We start from the raw sequence: 25,897 nt of genomic DNA on the forward strand, positions 1-25,897 counted from the left end.
TCGCCCTCACATCGTCAACCACGGGGCGCCTCGGCCGGGAGTCCACGGAGCAGGGAGGCTGGACAGGTGATCGATGGAACGTGAGGTGACGGGTCACAGACCGCCACCCCCGCCTTCGACCATGGCGTCCGCCACGACATGGTTGGCGACGTGCGCGGGCCGCCTCGGCCAGCTCGAGCACCGAGCGGCACCCATGCGTCGACACTTGGTCGTCCTCGAGCGCGCGGACACCCCTGCCGTCCACCCCGCGATCCTGGGCGCGGTCCCGATCGACGCCCACAGTCGGCTGCACCTGGGTCCAGGTCCCGGCCTCGTGGCGTACGCCGTCGGCTTCGACGTGCGCGGAGCAATCGCAGAGCGCGTCCTGCGACAAGCGATGGGCACGTCGCCAGCGTCCCGCGGGCCGCTCCTGGGAGTCGGACCGGCGCTGATCGGCCCGGCGGGCGCTCAGGTCTCCCTCGCGATAGCGGCATGGCTGGCGGACCACGCGGACCACCGCGCCGACGCCCTGCGCACCGCCGCCCTCGTGTCCGCCCTGGCGCAGGACGCGGCCCGGGCGCGCGAGCTGGTGCGCGACGCCCTGGGTCCGCTGGCCGACGACACCGAGACCGCTGCGCACGACCGCCGCGCGCTGAGCGGCTATCTCGAGGCCGGTCGCAGCCTGCAACGAGCTGCGCAACGCGAGCACGTCCACCGCAACACCATGGTCTACCGGATCCGACGGGCAGCAGCACGACTACCCGCCCCCCTCGACGGCACGGAGACGGACGTGCTCTGCGCCCTCCGCCTCATCGACGTCCTCGGACCCGGCACGCTCGAAAGGCTGGCCGCCACGTGACAGAGCGGGCCGCGCGGGCCGAGCGGTCGATGTACCGCAGTACCAAACTGCTTTGATGTGTTGCGTGTCACACCGCGGCAGTCCTAACTTCCTCCGCATACGTACTTTCTCTTCCTGGAGGACACATGAGTGCCACCACTGCAGCAGGCCGGCCCGGCCCGTCGGACGCCCCGCGGGTCCCGCCCCGACGCGAACCGACACCGACGCAGCGCCGCCGAGTCGCGGCGGCGAGCCTGATCGGCACGACGATCGAGTGGTACGACTACTTCATCTTCGGAAGCGCGGCGGCGCTGGTTTTCGGTCCCCTGTTCTTCCCCCAGGCCGACCCTCTGACCGGCACGCTGGCAGCATTCGCCACCTTCGCCGTCGGTTTCATCGCGCGTCCCATCGGCGGCATCGTCATGGGTCACTTCGGCGACCGGGTCGGGCGCAAGTCGATGCTCGTCACCTCGATGATGTTGATGGGCGTCGCGACCGTGCTCATCGGCCTGTTGCCGACATACGAGACGATCGGGATCGCAGCCCCGATCCTCCTCGTCGTGCTGCGCCTCGTCCAAGGCTTCGGCGTGGGCGGGGAATGGGGCGGCGCCGTGCTGATGTCGGTCGAGTACGCCCCGCCCCGCCGCCGCGCGATCTTCGGGTCCCTCCCGCAGATGGGTCTCCCGGCCGGCGTGATCCTGGCCAACGTCGCGTTCATCGTCGCGGTGCAGCGGCTCGCACCGGGAGAGTTCGCCGCGTGGGGCTGGCGCGTGCCGTTCCTGCTCTCCGCCGTCCTCATCGTGGTCGGCCTCGTCCTCCGCCTCAAGGTGCAGGAGAGCCCGGAGTTCGCTGCACTGCGTGAGGACAAGGAGGTCCTGCGATCTCCACTGGTGCAGGTCTTCCGCTCGCACAAGTCGGACCTGCTGCTCGCGAGCGCCGCGTCGATCGCCGCTCCCGCCCTGGGTTACCTCATCCTCGTCTACATGCTGTCGTACGGCGTCGGTGTGATCGGCCACAGCTCCCAAACGGTGCTCTGGTTGATCGTCGTCGCAAGCCTCGCCTGGCTGGTGGCCATCGGGATCTCGGCCGTGGTCGCCGAACGCGTGGGCCGGAAGCGCGTCTTTCTCGCGGGAGCCCTGTTGGTGAGCGTGTGGGCGTTCCCCTTCTTCCGCCTCGTGGACTCGGGCGAGGTCGTGTCGATGGGCGTGGCGCTGAGCGTCGCGGCTGTCGCGGTCGCGACCATGGCCGGACCCCAGGCGGCGCTCGTCGCCGACCTCTTCCCCGCGTCCGTGCGTTACAGCGGGTCGTCGCTCGCCTATCAGGTGGGATCGGTGCTCGGCGGGGCCTTCGCGCCTACGATCGCCACCAGTCTGTTCGCGGCGTACGCCGCGTCCTGGCCCATCGCGGTCTACATGGCCGCCCTCGGCGCGGCGAGCTTCCTCGCCTTGCTCTTCCTCCGCGAGGAAGAGCCAGTCCCGGCGCCTGTCGGGGACGGCGTCTAGGCTGCGTCGTCAGCCGAAAAGAGCACTCGGGGGCCAGTTGTGGACAAGCGTGGCGTGGTCGACCATCTCACCGCTCCGGGGCACCTGCTGCGTCGAGCACAGCAGGTGCACACCGAGGCCTGGTCCCGCATCGTGTCCGACGTGACCGGCCCTCAGTACGCCGTGCTCGTCGCTGTCGACGGGTGGCCCGGGCTCGACCAGAAGCTCGCCGGCGAGCTGGCTTCGCTCGACAAGTCGACCACCGCGGGCATCGTGTCCCGACTCGTGGCGGGCGGCTGGATCCGGCGGGTAGAGGACCCGAACGACCGTCGGCGACGGCTGCTCGAGACCACCGGCGACGGAGCAATCAAGCTGCCCGTGCTCACCGCTGCGGCGCGGCAGGTCCAGGCAGCCCTGCTGTCCCCTCTCTCGGAACCCGAGCGGGAGACGTTCGTCGACCTCCTGGGGCAGGTGGCCCGGCTCGACGACTCGCCCATCGTCGGCCAGCATGTGCACGACCGGTCCCTGGTGATGGCGCGCACGCCGGGCTACCTGATCCGCCGGGCTCAGCAGCTGCACACGGCGTTGTGGTCCGATCACGTCACCGATGTGACCGGACCGCAGTACGCGGTGCTGGCAGCCGTTCTCCGCGCCGGCACCGCGACCCATGCGGAGATCGGCACTCGCGCGTCCCTGGACTCCTCCAGCGTGCGAGACATCGTGGGCCGGCTCACCGCGCGGGGGTGGCTCGAAGCCGCTCCGAATGCCGGAGACCGGCGAAGCCGGCCGGTCCGTGTCACCGCACCGGCCGAGACCGCCGTGCGCCTGCTTGCCGGCCCGGTGCAAGGCGTGCAGGACGAGCTGCTGCTGCCACTGGGAGGGGATGACCGAACGCGCTTCCTCGGTCTCGCCCAGCGGGTCAGCCGCGTGGTCGACGGGCCTTCTCGCATCGCCGTCGCCTAGGGCGGTGCGAGCTCGGTCTGGCCCTCGTTGGTTGCCATTAGTTTGTATACGTACTACTATCGTGATCCCGGCCACATCGCAGATCATCAGGGTCCGAGTAGAGGAGGAAGCACGTGCGCTACCACGCCGACGAGCCCGAGCTCGACGCGTACTACGCCGACATCGATCGGGTCCACCTGCAGCCGCTGTGGGAGATGTCCGGCCTGCTGACCCCCACGCCCGTCGTCCAGTCGGTACCGCACCGCTGGAGCGCCCGAGAACTGCAGACGCTGGCTGCTCGTGCCGGGGAGCTCGTCCCCGTGGACCGCGGCGGCGACCGGCGAGTGCTCGCCATGGCCAACCCCGGCCTGGACGGCGCTCCCTTCATCTCCGGGACGCTGTGGGCGGCGGTGCAGTTCCTCGGTGCCGGCGAGGTCGCGCCCGCCCACCGCCACACGCCTGGCGCCCTGCGCTTCGTGCTCGACGGAGATGGTGTGTATACCGTCTTGAACGGTGACCCGGTGCCGATGAGCCGGGGTGACCTCGTGCTCACGCCGTCGTGGGTCTACCACGAGCACCACAACCCCAGCGCCCAGCCGATGATGTGGCTGGACGTCCTCGACCTGCCCATGGTCGCGGCCCTCGATGCCGTCTTCTTCGAGGAGGGTCCCTCGGAGGAGGCCGATGAGTCGGTCCTTCCGCGTTCGGCGGCAGAGCGGCGCTACGGCCAGGGTCCGGGTCTTGTGCCCACCGGTGTCAGCAGCGTCCTGCACGAGGAGCGCCACTCGCCGCTCTCCGTCTACCGGTGGGCCGACACGGATGCTGCCCTCGACGCGCTCTTGGAGCTCGGTGACGGAGCCCAGGCGGAGGTGCGCTACCGCGACCCGAGCCGGGACCGCGACGTGATGCCCACCCTGCGGTGCGAGATGCGTCGCGTCGTGTCCGGCGCGACCACGTCGACCGACCGGCAGACCGGGACCCGCGTGTGCGCCGTGCTCAACGGCGCAGGAACGGTCCGGCTCGGCGACCAACGGTTCTCGCTCGTCGCCGGCGACGTCTTCGTGGTGCCCTCGTGGTGTGAGCACCAGCTCGAGGCCGACACCACGATCGACATCTTCACCACGAGCGACGCCCCCGTCCTCGACGCCCTCGGTCTCTTCCGTCGGACGGCGGTGCCGGCATGACGACCACCGAGACGACCCCGACGACACGCCCGTCCGCACATCACGACGTCCTGGTCGTCGGTGGTGGCATCGGCGGGCTCGCCACGGCACTCTCCGCCGCACGCGCCGGGAGAGACGTGCACCTGGTCGAGCAGGCCCCCCAGTTCGGGGAGATCGGCGCAGGACTCCAGCTCGGTCCGAACGCGATGCGCGCCTTCGACCGACTCGGCGTCTACGCCGCCGTGGCCCGATCAGCCGTGTTCCCGGCCCGCGGCGTGGTGCGCGATGCCGTGGACGGGTCCGAGCTCACCGTGCTCGACTTCGGTCGGCGGTTCGTGGATCGCTACGGCTATCCGTATGCCGTCGCCCACCGGCGCGACGTGCTCGATGCACTGCTCGACGCCTGCCATGCCGAGCCCAACGTCCACCTGGAGAACGGACGCGCGGTCGCCGAGGTGCACGAGACGGCGTCCCACGCCGACGTCTTCTTCACGGACGGCACGCGCGACCGTGCGCAGACGATCGTGGGCGCCGACGGCATCCGGTCGCGGGTGCGCCACCTCCTCGACACCAGCGAGCCGTCCTTCAGCGGTCACATCGCCTACCGCGGCGCGATCGCCATCGACGACATCCCCGGCCCGGTCAGCGACGACGAGGTGCTGCTCTGGATCGGCCCCGGCATGCACCTGATGCAGTACCCCGTGCGCAGCGGCACGCTCTACAACCAGGTGGCGGTCTACGAACGCCCCCCGAGCCGTGTCGAACCGCACGGCGACCTCACGGAGCTCGCCGACGTCTTCGCGCGCGCCTGTCCGCAGGTCAGGGCCTCGGTGGACCTCATCGACGTCTCCCGCGGCTGGCCGGTCTTCGACCGTCGACCCATGCGGCCGTGGAGCACGTCGCGCAGCGTGCTCATCGGGGACGCCGCCCACGCCATGCTCCAGTACCTCGGTCAGGGCGCTTGCCAGGCGCTGGAGGACGCCGTCGAGCTGGGCGCGGCACTCCGCGCGCACCCGGGGGACGACGCTGCTGCCTTCCAGGCCTACGAGGACGTGCGGCGCCCCATCGGCGCACGTTGCCAGGAGGCGGCGCGCCCGTGGGGAGCCCTGTGGCACACCGAGGACCCCACCGTGCTCGGTCTGCGCAACCGCTTGCTGCGCCAGCGCCGACCTGACGACTACTCAGAGCTCGACTGGCTCTACGCCGAACGCAGCCTCACCCTCCTGGACAACCCTGCCCCGGGAGCCGCCGAACGGGCGACCAGAGCCGCGTCCTAGCACGCCTCCCCGATCTCTCGACCAGAAGGACATCCATGCAGTACGTCAGCTTCCGCACCGCCTCCACCCACACCTCCGTGGGTGCGATCATCGGCGACCGCGTCATGGATCTCGGCACCCGTCTCCCCGCACCGACCGCGGGACTGAGCCCGATCCGTCGCCTCCTCCACGCATACGACGGTCGCCTGCCCACCCAGGCCGACGACCTCCTCGGCCTCCCAGGCTTCCCCCTGACGGACGTGGAGCTGCTCCCGGTCGTCCCCGACCCCTCCAAGGTCGTCGCAGCGCCGGTGAACTACACCGATCACCAGGCCGAGATGAACCAGGACGCTCACATCGACGCGCTGGGCGTCTTCCTCAAGGCGCCCTCCTCGGTAGCGGCCGACGGCGCGACGGTCACCCTCCCCTACTCCGACCGCCGTTTCGACCAAGAGGGCGAGCTCGCCCTCGTCATCGGGCGACGCGCGCGCCACGTGGCGGCCGCCGACGCCCTGCACTACGTGGCCGGCTACACCTGCCTCCTGGACATGACCATGCGGGGCGGCGAGGACAGGTCGACCCGCAAGTCGTTCGACACGTTCACCCCGGTTGGTCCTGCCGTCGTCACACCGGACGAAGTAGGCCCGCTCGGCGAGCTGCGCCTGCGCACCTGGGTCAACGACGAGCTCCGCCAGGACGCCGACATCGCCGACCTCATCTGGGACGTGCCGGCTCTGATCGCGTACGCGTCGTCCGTCATGACGCTCGAGGTCGGCGACATCCTCACCACGGGAACTCCCGCCGGGGTCGGGCAGGTCCGCGACGGCGACGACGTCCGTGTGGAGATCTCGCGTGTCGGACGTCTCTCCGCCAAGGTCAGCGCAACGGGCGCCGTCCGCAGTCCCACCCGCGGCGCAGACCGCGGACCCAAGCCGCCGGCGTCCGTCACCCCCGTGCGACAGCGCTGACCGCTGCTGCCACCGGCAGGAGAACGCCGGTAGTTCGCGACCCACGTCGCACGACTCATCTCATCCAGCTCGGGCACGACAGGAGGCCCCCATGGCCCGACGCACCAAGCCCCGGAAGTGGATCGCCGCAGAGATGGCGACCCTCGACCCCCACACCGACTACGCGCGCATCTGGGCGCTGTCGAGCGTCTACTACGTCAACGACTTCATGCTCGACTGGATCTACGCGATCACCTTCCCGCGATTCATCGCCCCCCTGCGTGGCGCGCAGGCCGTGCTGCGCGGTGGCACCGGCAAGATCTACACCGATCCCGACAAGCGCATGGACGACACGTCCCGTCACATGTTGGTGTGGTGGGAGAAGGGGCCGGACCACCCGGACACGCAGCGTTCGGTGCGCTCGCTGAACAACCTGCACCGCTACTGGGCCCAGCAGTACCCGGGTCGGTTCACCTTCAACGAGGACTACGTCTACACGTTGTGCTACGAGGCCGCGATGATGCACCGGCTCCGCATCAGCCTCGGCCTGCCGGGGTTCGACGACAAGATGCAGGTCGCCGCGTGGGAGTTCTGGTCGCGCATGGCGGAGCAGTTCGTGAACGTCGGCAGCCCCGACGACCGCCCCCTCGAGGGGTTCCCGTCCGACTTCGCCGAGATCAATGCGTACATGGACCGCTACGAGGGCGAGAACTGGCCTCGCAACCCCCTGGGGCACGAAGTGACGGACGTGATCCTCCGACCCTTCGCCGAGCGGCACTTCCCCCGGGTGCTGCATCCGCTGGCCAAGCAGATGGTCACCTCGCTCTACCCCGACTTCATCTTCGCCGCGCACGGCATGGCACGGCCGCACCCCCTCGTGCGTCGGCTCGTCCGGGGCGCATTCAGGGCGGCGCTGGTCGTGAACGAGAAAGTCGTCGCCGACCCCGAGGTGTCCCTGCCGGAGATCCACCGGCGCCGACGGGCCGCGACGGGACGCGCGCGTGTGCCCACCCGCAACGAGAGAGCACGCACCCGGACCGCGCGCCAGACCGCCGTGACCTGCCCCGCGCACGCCGTTGCCACCGGACCCCACGACACCGCCGCACCAGTCCGGCTCGCCGACCGCTCCGCCTGACCTCGCCTCGCCCTGCCCCACGACACGCACCCCGGAGGACACCCATGACTGCCGACCACACACAGCTGCTCATCGGAGGGGTCTGGACCGCCCCCTCGTCCCAGAACCGCATCACTGTCCGTTCCGCCTCCACCGAGGAGGTCATCGGCTCCGTGCCGGAGGCCTCGAACGCCGATGTCGACGCGGCGGTCGCAGCGGCCCGACGCGCCTTCGACGACCCCACCGGCTGGGCGACCTGGGACGCCTCCCGGCGGGCCGACGTCCTCGACCGCCTGGCCGCGGAGTACGAGAAGCGCGCGGAGCAGATGTACGCCGCGATCTCCGCCCAGAACGGCATGCCCATCGCGATCGCCCGACAGCTCGAGAGCTTCCCGCCGCTCCTGTTCCGTTACTACGCCGACCTCGTCCGCAAGCAGCCCGTCGAGGACGTGCGCGACGGCATCCTGGCCTCGACGGTGACGGTCCGTAGAAGTCCCGTCGGCGTCGTCGCGGCGATCGTCCCCTGGAACGTGCCGCAGTCGCTGACCGCGACCAAGCTGGCCCCCGGCCTGGCCGCCGGTTGCACCTTCGTGGTCAAGCCGTCACCCGAGACGGTCCTCGACGCCTACCTCCTAGCCGAGGCGTCCATTGCGGCGGGCGTCCCCGAGGGCGTCATCAGCATCGTCCCGGGCGGGCGCGACCTGGGGGCGTACCTCGTCTCCCACCCCGGCATCGACAAGGTCGCCTTCACCGGGTCCACAGCCGGGGGGCGCGCCGTCGCCCAGGCCTGTGCCGGACTCCTGCGCCCGGTCTCCCTCGAGCTGGGCGGCAAGAGCGCTGCGATCGTGCTCGACGACGCCGACCTCGACCTCGCCAGGGTCGGCCAGTCGCTCTTCGGCGCGACCCTCGCGAACAACGGTCAGGTCTGCTTCCTCGGCACCCGGGTTCTCGCGCCGCGGAACCGGTACGACGAGGTGGTGGACGCCTTCACCGCGCTCATCTCCAACGCTCCCGTCGGCGACAGCCTGGACGAGTCGACACTCATCGGCCCGATGGCCAGCAGCACCCAGCGCGATCGCGTCCACGGCTACATCGAGCGCGGGGCCGCCGAAGGTGCGCGGGTCGTCGTCGGCGGCGCCGGCCGGCCGGATGGCCTCGACCACGGCTGGTTCGTCCGACCGACCCTCTTCGCCGACCTCGACAACCACGCCACCGTCGCCCGAGAGGAGATCTTCGGACCGGTCCTCAGCGTCATCCCGTACGGCAGCGACGCGGAGGCGGTCGCGATCGCCAACGACTCCGACTACGGCCTCGGCGGGTCCGTGTGGAGCACCGACCCCGAGCGCGCGACCAGCGTGGCCAACGCCGTGCACACGGGGACGATCGGGATCAACGGCTACCTCCCCGACCCCCAGGGTCCGTTCGGGGGCGTCAAGGCCAGCGGGATCGGCAAGGAGTTCGGTCCCGAGGGGCTGGCTGCCTACCAGCAGCTGAAGTCCGTCTACCGCTTCGACTGAACAACGACCCGATGTCGTGGGGTCGCCCGCTGGGCGGCCCCACGACACCCACCCACCATCGGCACTCTGAAGAGGCAGCTATGACCGCGACGACCTCACCGAAAGGTCGCAAGTGGATCGACCGTCGGATCGCTCAGCTCGACCCCAGCACCGACTTCGCCGAGATCGTGCGGCTGAGCACCTTGTACCGGGTCAACCCGCTCCAGCTCGCGTGGTTCTACGCGGTCGGGACACCCGCGGCCGGCATCGCTCCAGCGGTGACGGACGCGGTGTGGCGCCATGGGGAAGGCACCTACAACACGCAGCCGAACCTGCGCCGCGACGACTCCGTCGACCACCTCATGATGTGGTTCGAGCACGGGCCCGCGGACGCGGTCACGACGGCCTCGGTCGGCATGGTCAACAAGTACCACGCGCACTTCGCGCGCGACTTTCCCCAGGGATTCGCCTCGCCCGAGGACTACGTCTACATCCTCTGCCTGAACGCGACTTTCTTCCACAGCACCGCACGCCGGCTGGGGATGCCCGGTTTCAGCGAGGCCCAGCAGCGAGCCACCTGGGAGTTCTGGTCCCGGCTCGCTGCCCACTTCACCGTCGCCACGACCGGTCGGCCGGCACTCGATGCGACCGCCTTCCCAGGAGACTTCGACCAGATGGTCCAGCTCGTCGAGGACTATCAGGCCAGGCCCTGGCCGGTCCACCGACCCGGCCACCTCTCGACCACCTCGGCCATCGAGAACTTCGCTCGTACGTGGTTCCCGCGTCCCCTACGGCCGTTCGGTCGCGCACTCGTCACGACGTTCCTCTCGCCCCACGTTCGACGGGCGCACAGCATCGAGCCCCCCGCGCCGCCGTACGCCCTGGCAGCTCGCGCGTTCATGTGGGTGGGGATCGTTGCCTCCACCTATGTCCTGCCCGATCCCCGCGACAGCATCCTCGACCGGCGCCGTCGCGCCAGCGCGAGCACGGCCTCGGGTTCGGGCGTCGACGTCGCGGCACACCGCCGAGCAGGACGGCTCGACGGCCAGGTGTCCCACCACGGGGGTCTGTGCCCCCACCTGCCCGTGACGGCCCCGACGGGCGACTGAGCCCGGCCACTACAGCCCGCCCACCACCGAGGAGACAGAGATGCACGAGGTCAAGGCAGTCGTCGCGAAGTCGGTCGGGGAGCCGGTGAGCCTGGAGACGATCCTGGTGCCGGACCCGGGGCCGGGGGAGGCGCTGGTGCAGGTGCAGGCGTGCGGGGTGTGCCACACCGACCTGCACTACCGCGAGGGTGGGATCAACGACGAGTTCCCGTTCCTGCTGGGCCACGAGGCCGCAGGTGTCGTCGAGGCCGTCGGCGAGGACGTCACGACGGTCGCCCCGGGCGACTTCGTGGTGCTGAACTGGCGCGCGGTGTGCGGCGACTGTCGCGCGTGCGACCGCGGCGAGCCGCAGTACTGCTTCAACACCCACAACGCGACGCAGAAGATGACCCTGAGCGACGGTACGCCGCTGTCGCCGGCCCTGGGCATCGGGGCGTTCGCCGAGAAGACGCTGGTGGCCGCGGGGCAGTGCACGAAGGTCGACCCCGAGGCCCGCCCGGCCGCGGTGGGCCTGCTGGGCTGCGGCGTGATGGCCGGCATCGGTGCCGCGATCAACACCGGCAACGTCTCGCGCGGCGACGTGGTCGCGGTGATCGGCTGCGGCGGTGTCGGGGTGGCGGCGATCGCTGGTGCGGCGCTGGCGGGCGCGGGCACGATCATCGCGGTCGACATCGACGAGGCGAAGCTCGAGGGCGCCAAGAAGCTCGGCGCCACGCACACGGTGAACTCGAAGGAGACCGACCCGGTCGCGGCGATCAAGGCGATCGCGGCTGCGGCGGCGGGCCACCAGGGTGCCGACGGCGCGGACGTGGTGATCGAGGCCGTGGGTCGCCCGGAGACGTGGGAACAGGCGTTCTACGCCCGCGACCTGGCCGGCACCGTCGTCCTGGTCGGCGTCCCGACCCCGGACATGAAGGTCCCGCAGATCCCGCTGATCGACGTCTTCGGCCGGGGTGGGTCGCTGAAGTCGTCCTGGTACGGCGACTGCCTGCCCAACCGTGACTTCCCGATGCTGGTCGACCTCTACCGGCAGGGACGTCTCGACCTCGATGCGTTCGTGACCGAGGAGATCGGCATCGAGGACGTCGAGGCCGCGTTCGAGAAGATGCACCACGGCGAGGTCCTGCGCAGCGTGGTGGTCCTCTGACGCCCACCCTCCTCTCCGTGTCGGACGTCATGCGAACCGTCGGCCGGGGCCACCGCCGCGCATGACGTCCGACGGTGGGGCTGTGGTCTGACCACATGCTATGGTGTGGTCAGACCACACGGTCATCCCCACCTGCGACCGACGGAGGCACTTCGTGGCCGAGACGACACGGGCCTGGCGCACGGTGCTCGACCACCTCGAGCGCGAGCTCGGCGAGGGCCGGCTCGGTCCCGGCGACCGCCTGCCCGGCGAGCGCGAGCTGGCCGCGCGGCTCGGCGTCGGCCGCTCGAGCGTCCGCGAGGCCGTGCGGGTGCTCGACGTCATGGGCGTCGTGCGCACCGCCACCGGCTCCGGACCGTCGGCCGGAGCGATCATCGTCGCGCGGCCCGGCGCCGGCATGTCCACGATGCTGCGGCTCCAGACCGCCGCGCAGGCCTTCGGCGTGGACGACGTCGTCGCGACCCGCGTCGCGCTCGAGGTGGCGGTCGTCGGGACCCTCGCCGCGGCGTACGACGACGCCCTCCTCACGCCCGCCCGCGAGCTGCTCGTCGCGATGGAGGACGACGCTCTCGCGCCCGAGGAGTTCCTCGCGCTCGACGCGCGGTTCCACCTGTCCCTGGCGGAGGCGACCGGCAACCAGGTGATGCTCTCCGTGATGGCGGGGCTGCGCACGGCGATCGAGGACTACGTGCGCCTCGGCCTCGCCCGCATCGACGACTGGTCCGCCACGGTCGACCGCCTGCGCGACGAGCACGCCGCCCTCCTCGACGCGGTCGCCGCGGGACGGGCCGACGCCGCACGGACGTGCGTGGCCGACCACATCCACGGCTACTTCGCCCAGATCCGTCCCTGACCCGTCACCTGCACCCCGCCCTACGCCCGAGAGGACCCCCATGGTCGCCCGCCAGTTCCCCAAGCCCGCCGAGATCTTCGACCTGCTGAAGTTCAAGAAGCCGGAGCTCAACCCTCGCAAGCGGCGGCTGGCGAAGGCGCTCACGATCGACGACCTGCGGGTGATCGCAAAGCGTCGCACGCCGCGGGCCGCCTTCGACTACACCGACGGCGCCGCCGAGGGCGAGCTGTCGATCGTGCGGGCGCGCCAGGCCTTCCAGGACGTCGAGCTGCACCCCGACGTGCTGCGCCCGGCGGTCGACGTCGACACCTCGATCGAGGTGCTGGGAGCGCGGAGCGCGCTGCCGTTCGGCATCGCCCCCACCGGCTTCACCCGCCTCATGCAGACCGAGGGCGAGATCGCCGGCGCCGGTGCGGCGGGCGCGGCCGGCATCCCGTTCACGCTGTCGACCCTCGGCACCACGTCGATCGAGGACGTGCAGGCGGCGAACCCGGGCGGACGCAACTGGTTCCAGCTCTACGTGATGCGCAACCGCGAGACGTCCTACGAGCTCACCCGCCGCGCTGCGGCGGCGGGCTACGACACGCTCTTCTTCACCGTCGACACCCCCGTGGCCGGCGCACGGCTGCGGGACAAGCGCAACGGCTTCTCCATCCCGCCGCAGATCACCCTGCGCACGGTGCTCGACGCCGCGGTGCGGCCCTGGTGGTGGATCGACTTCATCACCACGCCGAAGCTCGAGTTCGCCTCGCTCTCCTCGACCGGCGGCACCGTCGGCGAACTGCTCGACTCGGCGATGGACCCGACGATCAGCTACGACGACCTCGAGGTCATCCGCGGCCTGTTCCCCGGCAAGATCGTCGTCAAGGGCGTGCAGAACGTGGCCGACGCGCGCCGCCTCGTCGACCACGGCGTCGACGGTGTGGTGCTCTCCAACCACGGCGGGCGCCAGCTCGACCGTGCCCCCGTGCCGTTCCACCTGCTGCCCGAGGTCGTCCGCGAGGTCGGCAAGGACACGACGGTCATGGTCGACACCGGCATCATGAACGGCGCCGACATCGTGTCGTCGATCGCGCTGGGCGCGGACTTCACGCTGATCGGCCGGGCCTACCTCTACGGCCTCATGGCCGGCGGGCGTCCCGGCGTCGACCGCACCATCGCGATCCTCAAGGACGAGATCGAGCGCACCATGAAGCTGCTCGGCGTCGCCACGCTGGAGGAGCTCGAGCCGCGCCACGTCACCCAGCTCGTGCGGCTCGCGCCGCGGCCCCTGGCCTGAGCCGGGCCGCGTCGTGGCCCCAGCGGGCCGTCTTCCGGAGCGCTGGGGCCACGACGCGGGTACGGCGCGTGCTCAGCCCGGCTTGACCGCCAGCACCGGGCACGTCGCGTCGAGGAGGATCCGCTGCGCGGTGCTCCCGAGGATGGCCTTGCCGACGGGGCTGCGGTGCCGCAGGCCGACGACGACGAGACGCGCGTCGTGGCGCTGGGCGACCTGCACCACCGCGTCGCTCGGGTCGCCGACGCTGCCCTCCTCGACGACGACCTCGCCGCCGGCCGCGAGGAGCGCCCGCACGAGGTCGGGCGCCTCCTCCGTCACCGCCTCGACGGTGAGGTGGGCCCCACGGGTGGCGGGGACCACCACCAGCCGTTCCGCGTGGTCGGTGGCCTCCCTGAGCGCCGCGACGAGCGCCGCGCGTCCGGGCTCCGAGTCCGCATGGGCGAGGACGATGGTCATGGGTTCCTCCGCTTCGGGGTGGTGAGGGGGGTCGGGATCACTGGAGCAGGCCGGTCGGCAGGTCGACGGGCAGGACGGACGGCAGCACCAGCAGCACCACGCCCAGGATGAGCGGGTAGAGGATGGTCGTGCGCGTCCCGGCCCGGGCGACGTACAGGAGGAAGCCCGGCGCGAAGAGCAGCACCGCGGCGAGGTAGCCCACCACGACGACGAGGCCGAGGAAGACGCACATGAGCAGGAACGTGCGCACGGCCGTGGTGACATCGGGTGTCCAGCCCGGGCCCCGGCGACCGCGGGACCGCGTGCGCAGCTCCTGCGCCAGCAGCACCAGGCCGAGCACGAGCCCGCCGGTCGCGACGAGGCGCGGCATGAGGCGAGCCTCCTCGGAGAACGAGCCGCTCACGATCCACGCACCGGCGAACACGGCGACCACCACCGCGGCCACGCTGAGCGACCAGACCGAGTTCGCGAGCGAGCCCTCGAGCTCGTCGGCGCCGTCGAGCACCTCCTCGGAGCGGTGGCCCTCGTCGGGCGTCGCCCGACGCTTGCGCCACGCCTTGAAGAGCGCCCACAGCACGGGGACCACCAGCACCGCGAGGAAGACGAGCACGCCGGGACGCAGCATCCAGCCGGCGCCGTCGTACAGGTTCGCGGTGAGGTAGTAGTAGCGCTCCATCGGGATCGCCAGGACGAAGCCGATGAGGAAGGGGGCGCGGGGGAAGTCCGTGGCCTTGAGGAGCCAGCCGGCCACGCCCAGCGCCACCATGATCCACAGGTCACCGAGCTGGCCGCTGTCCTGGAACGCGCCCAGCAGCATCACGACCAGCAGCCCGGGCCCCAGCACCGCGAACGGCACCTTGGTGAGCCTCGCCAGGCTCGGCGTCGCCAGGAAGCAGAGGAACGCACCCACGATGCTCGCGATCGCGAACGACCAGATGATGAGGTACATCAGGTCGAGGTGGTCCGTGACGATCGCCGGTCCGGGCTGGATGCCGTAGGTCAGCAGCATCCCGAGGAGCATCGCCGACGGCACGCCGCCCGGGATGCCGAACAGCAGGGTGGGGATGAGGTCACCGGCCTCGACCGAGTTGTTCGCGCTCTCCGGGCCGACGATGCCGCGCGGGTCACCCTTGCCGAACTTGCGCTTGTCCTTCGCCGTGGCGACGGCCTGGCCGTAGGCCAGCCACGTGCCCGCGGTCGCCCCGACGCCCGGCAGCACACCGGCCCAGATGCCGATGAGCGAGCCGCGGATGACCTGCGACCAGTGCGTCAGCCACTCGCGGATGCCCGCGAACCAGCCGCCGGTGAGCTCGACGGAGTCCTCGGTCACGCGCCGCTGCGAGACCCGGCCGGCGATCTCGGCGAGGCCGAAGATGCCGAGCGCCACGGCGACCAGCGAGAGGCCGTCGCCGAGGAAGAGGCTGCCGAACGTGAACCGCTCCTCCGCCGTGGTCGGCGAGGTGCCGACGAGGCCGAGCAGCAGGCCGAGGAAGCCGGCGACGAGACCCTTCACGACGTTGCCCCGGGAGAGCACCGCGGCGAGGGAGACGCCGAGGATGGTGAGCATGAACAGCTCGGGGCTCGCGAACGAGAGCACGAGGGGCCGCGCCAGGGGGATGGCGAGGGTGAGCCCGAGGGCGCCGATGATGCCGCCCGCCATCGAGGAGAGGAAGGCGAGCGACAGCGCGCGCTTCGCCTGGCCGTTGCGGGCCATCGAGTAGCCGTCGAGCATCGTGACGCTGGCCGACGCGGACCCGGGTGCCCCGAGGAGCACGGCGGCGACCGTGTCGGACGTGTGCACCACGGCCAGGGCGCCGATCAGCATGGCGAGGGCGGGCGCCGGGTCCATGCCGAACGTGAGCGGCAGGAGGATCGCGACGGCGCCGGTGCCACCGAGGCCGGGGATGAGGCCGATGACGAGGCCGGCCAGCACGCCGACGGCGAGCATGACGAGGAGCGAGGGGTCCGTGAGCGAACCCAGGGCGGTGAGTGCAGAGTCGAGCATCGCCAGGCCTCAGTCGATCGTGATGTCGTAGGAGGACGACAGCAGGTCGCGGACGTACTCGCGCACCTCGTCGTCGACGGCGTAGGCCTCGTCGATGCGCTGCTCGAGGTCCCCCGCGGCGTCGATCGGGTAGCCGCCGAGCACCTCGGCCGCCGCCTCCTGGAAGGCCGGGTCGGCACCGAGCTCGGCCGACGTCTCGCGCAGCAGCTCCACGGCCTCCTCCGGCGTGCCGGGGGGCACCCAGAGCGCCTTCTGGTACGTGTAGGTGAGACCCAGCAGGGCCTCGTACGCCGCGAGCTTCTCGGGGTCGGGCTCCGCGCCGTACACCTCGCGGTAGACCTCGACCACCGTCGGGATGTCCGCGAAGTTCGGGTCGCGCACGACGTGGCCGTCGGTGTCGAGCTGTCCCAGGGAGAAGAGGGCGACCGCCGACCCGTCCTCGACGAGCGGCTCGACCGCAGGGCCGTACGACGACGTGGTCTGGTAGTCCACGTCGATCTCGCCCCGCTGGAGGGCGAGGTTGACCGGGCCACGACCCTCGAAGCCGAAGACCGCCTCGAGGTCGAGGTCGAGCAGGTCGAAGGCCACGAGGGTGGTGAGGTCGAGACCCGTCGCCGCGATCCCGCCGAAGGTCAGCTCGTCGGAGCGCTCGACGAGGTCCGCGACGGAGCGGACACCCGCGGCGGTGCGGGCGTAGACCACCGCACCGGTGCCGTTCGCGAGGATCGGCACCAGCTCGGTGAAGTCGTACTTCACCGCCGGCAGCTCGAGCAGGTAGGGGACGACGCTCGTCGCCGTGCTGACGAGGATCTCCGTGCCGTCGGGACGGGCGGAGGACACGAAGTGGTTGGTGCCCGCGATGCCCTCGCCGCCCTCGTCGTTGACGGGCGCGAAGCCCGGCTCGCCCGGCAGCGTGTGGCTGAGCTCGGTGCCGACGTAGCGCGCCCAGGTGTCCGTGCCGCCGCCCTCCGCCAGGGGGATCAGGAGCTCCAGCGTCTCGCCGTCGTAGTCGCCGTCGGCGGTCGAGGCGGGTGGGTTGAGGAGGTCGCCGCCGAGCACCGAGCCGACCACGGCGAGCACCGCGAAGCCCGCCATGACCTTGGCGGCGGTGCTGCGTCGGGGCGGCGGCGGGTCGTCGGGAGACGTCGACGCAGCGGCGTTGCTGACGTCGGGATCGGGTGCGGGCATGGTGCTGTCCTCCAGGTGCTGGTGTGAGGCGTATCACGAAATGGGCCCTGCGTGCGGGCGTGGTCGACCCACCGGCGGGCGGGGGCCGTGGTGACGGGGCGGCGCGGTCCGCCGGCGCTCGCGCTAGGCGGCGGTGTCGGGGCTGGAGAGCTGCGGGAGGTGGACGACCCCGCTCGCGAGCCGTCGGTAGGTGCGCACGACGCCCACGACGGGCGCACCGTCGCGCACCTCGAAGAAGGTGGCCACCGTCCCCGCGGGCGTGGCCAGCCGCAGCGACGCGGGGGCGTCGGCACCGTCGGCCAGCAGGTCGTGCACGACCGTTCCGGGTGTCCGCGCGGCGAACGTGAGCGCGACGCTGCCCGTGATGGGCGCCGCCGGGTGGACCTGGCCCATCGACAGCATCCGCAGACGCACGTCGGCCTCGCCGTCCGGGTCGGCGCTGACCAGCGCGAGCTTGGGCACGGCGCGCTCGGCCTCGGCCGGCGTGGGGGCGAGACCCATCCGCACCGCACCCTCGCGCCGGATGCGGTCGAGGCGGTCGAGCAGGTCGCGGTCGGCGTCGATGCGCGCCGGCGGCTCGTCGCCGCGGAGGCCGACGGAGGAGGCGAGCACGGCCACCACCGGCGCGCCGGCGTCGACCAGGGTCACCCGCGCCGCCGTCCCGTCGACCTCGATCGTCTCGGCCGTGCTCCCGCTCGGCAGGAGCGCGCCGGTGGTGCGCCCGACCGGGTCGACGAAGCCCATGCGGACCGGCGCGCCGAGGAAGGGCACGCCCGGGATCGCCGTGCTGCCCTCCTCGTCGAGGACACCGCCGGGGGTCGCGAGGAGCTGCAGGATGAGCTGCCCCGTGTTGGTGTTGTGGACGCGGACCACCGTCTCGCCGTCCGTGGCGCGCACCCATCCCTCCCGCACGGCGTACGCCGCGACGACGGCCGAGCAGTTGCCGCAGTTGCTGCCCCAGTCGACCTTCGCCTCGTCGATGCCGACCTGGGCGAACGTGTAGTCCACGTCGGCTCCGGGTCGCTCGGACGGCGCCAGGATGACGGCCTTGCTCGTCGTCGACGTGCCTCCGCCGACGCCGTCCACCTGACGGTGGTCCGGGCTCCCGAAGGCCCGGAGGAGCACCTCGTCGACCGACAGCTCGGGCAGACGCAGGTCGGCGTCCCGGAACACCCAGCACTTGCTGGTCCCGCCACGCATCCACACTGCCTCGATCTCGCGCATCGCCGTCCTCGTCGTCGTCCTGGTGGTGCTCCGGGGGACCAGCGTGTGACGGCGCCCATATGAAGCACAATCGCCAGTTAGGACATGAGGTTGAAGCAATGCTTCACGCATTAGGGGGCGGCGGCTGCGCCCCCGAGGCGCGGGCCAGTATTTAGGTCCTCTTCAGATCCCTTTACAGGTATGTAGCGTTCCTGTAAGCAGATCCCGTGTACGACGTGAAGAGGTTGCAGGTGCTGGCGGCCGTCGTGGAGTGCGGATCGGTGACCCGGGCCGCCGCGGCGCTCAGCTACACGCCCTCGGCCGTGTCCCAGCAGATCCTCCGCCTCGAGCGCGAGGTCGGTCAGCCCCTGCTCGAGCGGCACCCCCGTGGCGTGCAGCCGACGGAGGCCGGGCTCGTGCTCGTCGGGCACGCCCGGAAGGTGCTGCGGCAGCTCGCTGCGGCCGAGTCGGACCTCGCCGAGATCGCGGGACTGCGCCGCGGCCGGCTGGACCTCGGCACCTTCCCCACCATGGGCGCCTCCTTCCTGCCGCTCGCGGTGCGCCAGTTCCGCACCGACTACCCGGCGATCCAGCTGACGATCCACAGCGACCGCGAGGACGGGCTCGTGCGCAAGCTCGAGGAGGGTCAGATCGGGCTGTCCCTGCTGTGGGACTACGAGTGGCAGCGGATGGACCCCGAGCGGTTGGCCCTGACCTCGCTGTTCTCCGATCCCACGGTGCTCCTGGTGGCCACCGACCACCCGCTGGCGCAGCGCCGGCGGGTGGCGATGGCGGACCTCGCCGAGGAGCAGTGGGTGATCCGCGCGGGCGGGCACCCCGTGGTGGAGGTGCTCGAGCGGAGTGCCCTGGCCGCCGGGTTCACGCCGCGCATCTCGTTCCAGGCGAACGACTACCAGGAGGCCCAGGCGATGGTGAGCGTCGGGCTCGGCATCACCCTGGCCCCACGCACGGCCGTGCTCAACAAGCACCCCGGGGTCGAGGTCGTCTCGCTGGGCAGCACCGCACCGCCGCGGCGCATCCTCGTGGCGCACCGTCCCGACCGGGTGCGCACCGCGACCGAGATCGCGTTCGCCGAGATCCTCGTGGAGACGGCGCGGGACTACCAGGCCGAGGTGACCGCGGCCGGGCGCTGAACGGCCACCGGCGGCGGGACGCGCGACGAGGTCGTGGCCCCAGCGCCCCGTCTTCCGTGGCGCTGGGGCCACGACTCGCGTGGCGCGGGCCACGACTCGCGTGGCGCGGGATCAGAGGTTGTCGAGCACGTTCTTCCCGCCGATGAGCATCGCGACGCCGACACCGAGGCCGGTCACGACCGTCATGAGCAGCGCCATCGCCGCCACCTGCGGGTAGAACCCGTTGGCCCAGAGGTCGTAGAGGCGCGTGCCCATCACCTGCGTCGTGGGGGCCCGCACGAGCAGCGAGGCCGCGAACTCGTGCGTGAGCAGGATGAACATGAGCGCGACCGCGCTGAGGATCGCAGGACGCATCAGCGGCAGGATGATCCGCAGGTTCGTCACGAGCGAGCTCGCACCGCTGGTGGCCGAGGCCTCGGCGTACGTCTCCCCCAGCGACAGCAGGGCCGTCATCTGCAGACGGGTGGCGAACGGCAGCATCAGCACCACGTAGACGAGGACGATGACCGTGCGCGTGCCGTACAGGATGAACGGCGGCTGCGTGTAGGTCAGCAGGAACCCGACACCGAAGATGACGGCCGGGATGCCCAGCGGCAGCGCGGTGATGAGGTCGCCCGCCAGCCGCAGCACGGTGTAGCGGCGGCCCCGCACGAGCAGGTTGGCCATGGCGAACCCGAGGGGCACGCAGATCGCGACCGCCAGGGACGAGGCCACCAGGCTGGTGACGACGGAGTCGATGACGTCCGGGGTGCTGAGCAGCTGGCGGAAGTTGTCGAGCGTCAGCGCGTTCCACTGGATCGACTCCGACCAGTACGGCGAGAGCGCGACCGCGATCAGGCCGAGCAGGGGCGCGACCAGGGCGACGAAGCCGTAGATCACGACGGTCGAGACGGCCCACCAGGAGCGGGCGGGGGCCGAGCGGAACGCCTTGCCGCCGTGGGTGACGAAGCGGCTCTGGTTGCCGAGCAACGCCTTCTGGCCGAGCACGACGACGAGGCCCAGGATGACGAGCGGGGAGCCGGCCGCCGCGGCCGCGGCGAAGTCCGCCGGGGACTCGGAGACGCGGCGGTACATCTCGGTGGTCAGCACCTTCACGCCGGTGTTGGACCCCAGCAGCAGCGGGCCCGTGAACTGGCCGAGGCCGAGCAGCAGGGCCACACCGCCGCCGTACACGAGCGACGGCCGCAGCAGCGGCAGCACGACCCGGAAGAACACGCCGACCGTCGAGGAGCCGCTCGTCTGCGCCGCCTCGAGGTGCTCGGCGCTGATGCCGGCCATGCCGGCGCTGACGAACAGGTAGACGAACGAGGTCAGGCCGAAGCCGGTGAGCAGGATGATCCACGTCGGCGTGTAGACGTCGATCGGGCCCGACTCGAGGTGGTCCCACCAGGGGAGCGTGCGGAACGCGGCGTTGAGGTAGCCCGGTCCCGGGGACAGCAGGAACGCCCAGCCGCTGACGCTGGCGATGGCCGGCATCACGATCGGCAGGACGGGGATGACGCGCAGCCAGGAGAACCGCGCCGGCAGGCGCGTCACGGCGAAGGCCAGCAGCGTGCCCAGCACCATGGCGATGACCAGCGAGATCCCGCCCAGCTTGACCGTCGTCCAGATGACGGAGCCGATGTCGGGGCGCGAGTACTGAGCGTCGTAGCCGCGGGCGCCGTCCTCGAACGCGAGCGCCTGCAGCCGGTAGAGCGGCAGCACGACGAGGTAGCCGAGGAACAGGATGAGGGCGAGGTAGCCCAGGCGGGCTCCCCAGCCGCGACGGTCGGTGAGCCGGTCGATCGAGGTGCGGAAGCGACCCGGCACCGGCGGGGGCGCCGGGCGGGACGCGGTGGGCGGGGGTGCGGTCGCGGTCGACATGGCTCAGACTCCCGTCGTCACGGCACGCAGGCCGCCGGTCGTGCCGGTGCCGCCCGTGCTGCCGGCCGTACCCGCGACCGCCAGGCCCGTCTGCGGCCTCTCGTCGAGGTCGGGCGCGAAGAGGCGGACGTCGGACGGCGCGAAGCCGACCTGGACCGGGGCACCCTCGGCGGCGTCGCGGAGCCAGGCACCGTGCTCCCGCGTGTCGGCCTCGAGGCTGAGCTGCTGGCCGGCGACGTCGACGAGCACGTCGTAGTGGCGACCACCGAACTCCTTCGTGACGAGCGTGGCGCCCAGCACGACGTGGTGGGCGGGCGCCTGCTCGGCGGACCGGACGAGGTGGAGGTCCTGCTTGCGCAGACGGGCCACCACACGGTCGCCCGCCCCCCGCTCCGGGGTGCGGCCGCCGAGGTCGACGACCTCGCCCGACGCCGTGGTCCAGCCCGCCTCGCCGCGGGTCAGCTCGAGACGGTTGCCCATGCCGATGAAGGCGGCGACGTACTCCGAGCCGGGCTCGTCGAAGACCCGCTGGGGGGTGTCGAGCTGCTCGAGCCGGCCGGCCTTCATGATGGCCAGCCGGTCGCCGAGCGCGAACGCCTCGGACTGGTCGTGGGTCACGAAGACCGCGCTGAAGCCGAGGCGCTGGTGCAGCTGGTGGATCTGGGTGCGCACCTGGTCGCGCAGGCGGGCGTCGAGGTTGCTGAGGGGCTCGTCGAAGAGCACCAGGTCGGGCTCGGCGACGAGGCCGCGGGCCACCGCGACGCGCTGCTGCTGCCCGCCGCTCAGCTGGGCCGGGTAGCGGTCGAGCAGCATCTGGGTGTCCACCATCTCGGCGGCGCGCTCGACGGCGCCGCCCTTGAGGGCGTCCTTGCGCCCCCGCACCTTGAGCGGGTAGCCGATGTTCTTGCGCACCGTCAGGTGCGGCCACAGCGCGTAGGACTGGAACACCATGCCGATGTTGCGCTTGTGGGTGGACACGTCGACGTGCTTGCCGCTGTCGAACACGGTGCGGTCGCCGAAGGAGATGTGACCGGCCTCAGGTCGCTCGAGGCCGGCGAGGCAGCGCAACGTCGTCGTCTTGCCGCAGCCGCTCGGCCCGAGGAGCACGACGAACTCGCCGTCCTCCACGCTCAGGTCGAGGTCGTCGACGACCGTGGTCGCGCCGAAGCGCTTCGTCAGGCCCTGCACGTTGAATCCGGACACGGGGGGTCACCTCATCGTCGGGGTCGGGCGGTCGGCCCGCTGGTCGGGGGTCTCGTCGCGGTCGAGCCGCGGCGTGGTGCGGCCGGCGGCGGTGCCGCCGTCCACCAGGAGGTCGGTGCCGGTGACGTACGACGCGTCGTCACCGACCAGGAAGCCGATGGCGCGGGCGACCTCGTCGGGGTGCCCCTGGCGCTGCATCGGGATGCTGCGGAGGTAGGCGTCCACGTCGACGACGTCGAAGCCCTTGCTGCTGCTGATGTCGGTGGCGATGCTGCCGGGGCAGACCGAGTTGCAACGCACGCCGCGCTCGGCCAGCTCGAGGGCCGCCACGCGCGTCAGCGCGCGCACGCCGAACTTCGACGCGCCGTACGCACCGAGGCCGGTCGTGGCCAGCACGCCCCGCAGCGAGGAGACGGTGACGACGGCGCCGCCCCGGCCCACCGCTCGCGCGGCGGCGCGCAGGGCGAGGAACGTGCCGACGAGGTTGACGTCGACGATGCGGCGGAAGTCGTCCAGCGTCGCGGACGCGAGCTCCGCACGCTGGGCGATCCCCGCGGAGTGCACGAGCACGTCGAGCCCGTCGGGCGCCCAGCGCGCGACCAGCTGGTCCCAGGCCGCCTCGTCGGCGACGTCGAGGCGGACGGCGGAGGCTCCGTCACCCAGCGCGGCCGCCAGGGCGCCGGCCCCGTCGACGTCGATGTCGCCGAGGACGACCGTGGCTCCGCGGGCGTGGAGCAGCCGCGCGGTGGCGGCGCCGATCCCGCTGGCCGCGCCGGTGACGAGCGCGGTGCGGCCGTCGAGGACGGCCGTGGCGGGGAGCCGGGCGTCGGTCATGGGCGGATCACCTCGCTGTCGGGTCGAGCGGACGGGTGGGCGGGCGGATCGGGAGGAACGGTGGGACACGCGACGGGGCGGCGACCGGCCGGAGCCGGTCGCCGCCGTCGCTCACGGCAGGAAGAGGGACTCCCACTCCTGCTGGTAAGCCTGCACCTGCTCGGGCGTCAGCGCGTCCGGGTCGGGCAGCTCGATGGCGCCGGCGTCCGCCACCGCACCGTTGCCCTCGCCCAGGACGGAGGCGTAGCCGACGTTGAGCGCGGCCTGGCCGTCCTCACTGACCATGAAGTCGGCGAGCACCTGGGCGGCGTTGGGGTGCGGCGCGACCTTGAGGATGTGGGAGTACCAGGGGGTGCCCCACGCCGGGTCGGGCAGCTTCCAGTCGACCGGCGCGCCGGCCTCGACCTCGGCCACGAGCGGCTGCACGCCCGGGGCGGCGACGATCTCGCCGGAGGTCAGCGCCTGGGCGATGCCCAGTGCACTCGGGTAGATGCGCGGCTCGAGCTCGGCGAGCTGCTCGACGAAGTCGGGGCCGAAGTTGTCCTCGTAGAACGAGTAGAAGTCGACGTACGCCGCGATGCCCTGCGGGTTGACGATGCCGATCTTCCCGGCGTACTGCTCGTCGAGCATGTCCTGCGGCTCCTCGAAGCCGTCCGGCACCGCGTCGGTGTTCCAGCCCATGGCGAAGACGGCCGCGCTGGTGAGGAAGAACGAGTCCGCGATGACGTTCTCGTCGCGGTCGAACGCCTCCTCGTCGAACGAGGGCCCGCGCAGGTCGGCGACCGAGTACTGACCGGACTCCGACACCGTCGTGATCCAGGCCGCGTCGGTGACCATGTGGACGTCCGCGGTGCCGCGCCCGGTCTGGTTCTCGACCTCGACCTTGGGGTTCATCTCGGCGTCCGTGCCGCGCACGAACTTCATGTCGATGTCGGGGTAGGCGTCCTCGAAGGCGACCTCGAGGGCCTCGAGGCGCGTCGGGTTCTGGCTCGAGTAGAGCAGCACCTCGCCCTCCTCGTTCGCCGCGGCGACGACGGCGTCCCAGTCGCCCTCGACGGCCTCGCCCCCGCTGCCGCCGCTGTCGCTGCCGCACCCGGCGAGCACGACTGCCAACGCCGACACCGCCACGCCCGTCCGGATCACTGTGGTCCTCATGCCGTTCCTCCAGCTGAAGTTGAACTGATATCGGTTCAAGGTAGTGCGGCCGGGCTGTGGCGTCAATCACTAGTTCGACCCGACTGGACATGCGCTGCGATCCGCGTCCGCCGAGCGCTCCCGGGCGCTCCCGGGCGCTCCGAGGCGCGCCCGGGCAGGCCGAAGCACCCCGTCCGCGCGGGCGGACGGGGTGGAGGGCGGGGGCTCAGGCGGTGGCGTCCGCGGCGGCGACCATGGTGCGCTCCTCGCCCATGACGGCGATCCGGCGCCCACGCATCTTCCCGACGTGCCGGACGGCGGCCTTCCACTCGTCACTGGCGAGGGCGGCCTCGAGCGCGGCCCGGTCGTCGAAGCTGAGGATCGAGACGCCGTCCCACCCCTCGGAGCGCTCCTCGAACGCGCCCTGGACGTCGGTGTGGAGCCAGCGACGCAGGCCCGGCAGGCCGTAGGTCACCTCGGCGTGCTCACCACGCCACCAGTCGATGAACTGCTCGTGGGTCCAGTCGTCGGGCTTCGAGGCCATCAGGACGAGGTTGTACATGGGGTCACTCCTGGTCGGTGTCGGGGTCGGGGCCCACCAGACGCACGCAGGCGCCGGTGATGAACTCCGCGATGTCGCCGAGGCTCTGGCGACCGCCGGGGCGGTACCAGCGCCAGACGCTGACGATGAGGGCGAGCAGGGCGAGGCCGGTCTGGCGCGGGTCGCGCGCGACGAAGGCGCCGGACTCCATGCCCTGCTCGATGAGGCGGGACCACTCGTCCTCGATCGCCCGCACGAGGATGCGGGCCCGCTGCCGCTCGGCCTCCTCGCGCTCCGAGGCGCGCTGCGTGGTGAGCAGGTCCATGTGGGCGAGCAGGATCCGCGCCGAGAGGGTCTCCCGGTCGGTGAGGTCGAAGGCCTTGCTGACGGCCGCCCGGAGCCGGCCGAGGTCGTCCGGCTGGTCCGCGACGACCTCCTGGAACTGCTCCAGCGAGCGCTCCAGCTCGGCGCTCATGATGGTGAGCAGGCAGTGCACCTTCGACTCGAAGTAGTGGTAGAGCGCGGTCTGCCCGATGCCCACCTGGTCGGCGATCGAGGCCCACTTGGTCTGCTCGAAGCCGTCCCGCCCGAAGCTGTCGACCGCGGCCTGCAGGATGACGCCGCGCTTGGAGCGCGGCCCGTCCTTGCGGCGCGGGACGACGGGCTCCACCCCTCGGTCGGACGCGGCGGCTGCACGGGTGCTGGTCATGGT

General features: G+C 71.7%; 23 protein-coding genes. 13 read left to right on the plus strand and 10 right to left on the minus strand.

The features are described from left to right. Positions 1–193 precede the first annotated feature (193 nt). The 12 genes from QE405_RS14730 to QE405_RS14785 all read left to right on the plus strand — a co-directional run bounded on the left by QE405_RS14730 (position 194) and on the right by QE405_RS14785 (position 13,604). The gene (locus QE405_RS14730; protein WP_307202053.1) at positions 194–838 is read left to right on the plus strand and encodes a helix-turn-helix domain-containing protein; all 645 of its coding nucleotides are present in this window, start codon (positions 194–196) and stop codon (positions 836–838) included. A gap of 125 nt (positions 839–963) precedes the next feature. Beyond that, complete coding sequence (locus QE405_RS14735) at positions 964–2,319, plus strand: MFS transporter (protein WP_307202056.1); 1,356 nt, start codon at positions 964–966, stop codon at positions 2,317–2,319. A gap of 54 nt (positions 2,320–2,373) precedes the next feature. Continuing rightward, the gene (locus QE405_RS14740) at positions 2,374–3,261 is read left to right on the plus strand and encodes a MarR family winged helix-turn-helix transcriptional regulator (RefSeq protein WP_307202058.1); all 888 of its coding nucleotides are present in this window, start codon (positions 2,374–2,376) and stop codon (positions 3,259–3,261) included. Between the two features lie 113 nt (positions 3,262–3,374). Beyond that, positions 3,375–4,424: a cupin domain-containing protein gene (locus QE405_RS14745; protein ID WP_307202060.1), complete on the plus strand. Its 1,050-nt coding sequence runs from the start codon at positions 3,375–3,377 to the stop codon at positions 4,422–4,424. Then, a complete protein-coding gene (locus QE405_RS14750) occupies positions 4,421–5,680 on the plus strand; it encodes an FAD-dependent oxidoreductase (RefSeq protein WP_307202062.1) in 1,260 nt (419 codons plus the stop codon). Before QE405_RS14745 ends, QE405_RS14750 begins: the two co-directional genes overlap by 4 nt. A gap of 35 nt (positions 5,681–5,715) precedes the next feature. Further along, positions 5,716–6,627: a fumarylacetoacetate hydrolase family protein gene (locus QE405_RS14755; protein ID WP_307202064.1), complete on the plus strand. Its 912-nt coding sequence runs from the start codon at positions 5,716–5,718 to the stop codon at positions 6,625–6,627. A 91-nt stretch (positions 6,628–6,718) separates the two neighbouring features. Continuing rightward, complete coding sequence (locus tag QE405_RS14760; RefSeq protein WP_307202066.1) at positions 6,719–7,741, plus strand: hypothetical protein; 1,023 nt, start codon at positions 6,719–6,721, stop codon at positions 7,739–7,741. Positions 7,742–7,785: 44 nt separating this feature from the next. Continuing rightward, a complete protein-coding gene (locus QE405_RS14765; protein ID WP_307202069.1) occupies positions 7,786–9,237 on the plus strand; it encodes an aldehyde dehydrogenase in 1,452 nt (483 codons plus the stop codon). Between the two features lie 80 nt (positions 9,238–9,317). Further along, entirely contained in the window at positions 9,318–10,325 is a 1,008-nt protein-coding gene (locus QE405_RS14770) for an oxygenase MpaB family protein (protein WP_307202071.1), read from the plus strand. A gap of 40 nt (positions 10,326–10,365) precedes the next feature. Beyond that, complete coding sequence (locus tag QE405_RS14775; RefSeq protein WP_307202073.1) at positions 10,366–11,472, plus strand: S-(hydroxymethyl)mycothiol dehydrogenase; 1,107 nt, start codon at positions 10,366–10,368, stop codon at positions 11,470–11,472. Positions 11,473–11,626: 154 nt separating this feature from the next. After that, positions 11,627–12,325 carry a FadR/GntR family transcriptional regulator gene (locus QE405_RS14780; RefSeq protein WP_307202076.1) on the plus strand — a complete coding sequence of 233 codons (699 nt, stop codon included), beginning with the start codon at positions 11,627–11,629 and terminating at the stop codon, positions 12,323–12,325. A gap of 40 nt (positions 12,326–12,365) precedes the next feature. Next, on the plus strand, positions 12,366–13,604 hold the full coding sequence (locus QE405_RS14785) for an alpha-hydroxy acid oxidase (protein WP_307202078.1): 1,239 nt from the start codon (positions 12,366–12,368) through the stop codon (positions 13,602–13,604). 72 nt (positions 13,605–13,676) lie between these two features. Here the strand turns inward: QE405_RS14785 and QE405_RS14790 are convergent, their stop codons facing one another. The 4 genes from QE405_RS14790 to QE405_RS14805 all read right to left on the minus strand — a co-directional run bounded on the left by QE405_RS14790 (position 13,677) and on the right by QE405_RS14805 (position 18,477). After that, positions 13,677–14,060, minus strand: coding sequence for a universal stress protein (locus QE405_RS14790; RefSeq protein ID WP_307202080.1), 384 nt, complete (start codon positions 14,058–14,060; stop codon positions 13,677–13,679). A 37-nt stretch (positions 14,061–14,097) separates the two neighbouring features. Continuing rightward, complete coding sequence (locus tag QE405_RS14795) at positions 14,098–16,065, minus strand: tripartite tricarboxylate transporter permease (protein WP_307202082.1); 1,968 nt, start codon at positions 16,063–16,065, stop codon at positions 14,098–14,100. A 9-nt stretch (positions 16,066–16,074) separates the two neighbouring features. Beyond that, a complete protein-coding gene (locus QE405_RS14800) occupies positions 16,075–17,253 on the minus strand; it encodes a Bug family tripartite tricarboxylate transporter substrate binding protein (RefSeq protein WP_307202084.1) in 1,179 nt (392 codons plus the stop codon). 123 nt (positions 17,254–17,376) lie between these two features. Further along, on the minus strand, positions 17,377–18,477 hold the full coding sequence (locus QE405_RS14805) for a PrpF domain-containing protein (protein ID WP_307202085.1): 1,101 nt from the start codon (positions 18,475–18,477) through the stop codon (positions 17,377–17,379). Between the two features lie 206 nt (positions 18,478–18,683). Between QE405_RS14805 and QE405_RS14810 the strand changes: the two genes are divergently transcribed. After that, positions 18,684–19,610 (plus strand): LysR family transcriptional regulator, encoded by a 927-nt coding sequence (locus tag QE405_RS14810; RefSeq protein ID WP_307202088.1) that lies wholly within the window; start codon positions 18,684–18,686, stop codon positions 19,608–19,610. 111 nt (positions 19,611–19,721) lie between these two features. On the opposite strand, the gene QE405_RS14815 is transcribed toward QE405_RS14810, so the two are convergent. The 6 genes from QE405_RS14815 to QE405_RS14840 all read right to left on the minus strand — a co-directional run bounded on the left by QE405_RS14815 (position 19,722) and on the right by QE405_RS14840 (position 25,894). After that, the gene (locus QE405_RS14815) at positions 19,722–21,473 is read right to left on the minus strand and encodes an ABC transporter permease (RefSeq protein ID WP_307202090.1); all 1,752 of its coding nucleotides are present in this window, start codon (positions 21,471–21,473) and stop codon (positions 19,722–19,724) included. A 3-nt stretch (positions 21,474–21,476) separates the two neighbouring features. Next, positions 21,477–22,676: an ABC transporter ATP-binding protein gene (locus QE405_RS14820; protein ID WP_307202092.1), complete on the minus strand. Its 1,200-nt coding sequence runs from the start codon at positions 22,674–22,676 to the stop codon at positions 21,477–21,479. Positions 22,677–22,682: 6 nt separating this feature from the next. Next, entirely contained in the window at positions 22,683–23,510 is an 828-nt protein-coding gene (locus QE405_RS14825) for an SDR family NAD(P)-dependent oxidoreductase (protein WP_307202094.1), read from the minus strand. Between the two features lie 111 nt (positions 23,511–23,621). After that, positions 23,622–24,665 carry an ABC transporter substrate-binding protein gene (locus QE405_RS14830; protein WP_307202097.1) on the minus strand — a complete coding sequence of 348 codons (1,044 nt, stop codon included), beginning with the start codon at positions 24,663–24,665 and terminating at the stop codon, positions 23,622–23,624. Positions 24,666–24,870: 205 nt separating this feature from the next. Next, positions 24,871–25,206 (minus strand): EthD family reductase, encoded by a 336-nt coding sequence (locus QE405_RS14835; protein WP_307202099.1) that lies wholly within the window; start codon positions 25,204–25,206, stop codon positions 24,871–24,873. A 4-nt stretch (positions 25,207–25,210) separates the two neighbouring features. Continuing rightward, a complete protein-coding gene (locus QE405_RS14840; protein WP_307202101.1) occupies positions 25,211–25,894 on the minus strand; it encodes a TetR/AcrR family transcriptional regulator in 684 nt (227 codons plus the stop codon). Positions 25,895–25,897 lie beyond the last annotated feature (3 nt).

This window comes from Nocardioides zeae, assembly GCF_030818655.1.
Taxonomy (GTDB): domain Bacteria; phylum Actinomycetota; class Actinomycetes; order Propionibacteriales; family Nocardioidaceae; genus Nocardioides; species Nocardioides zeae_A.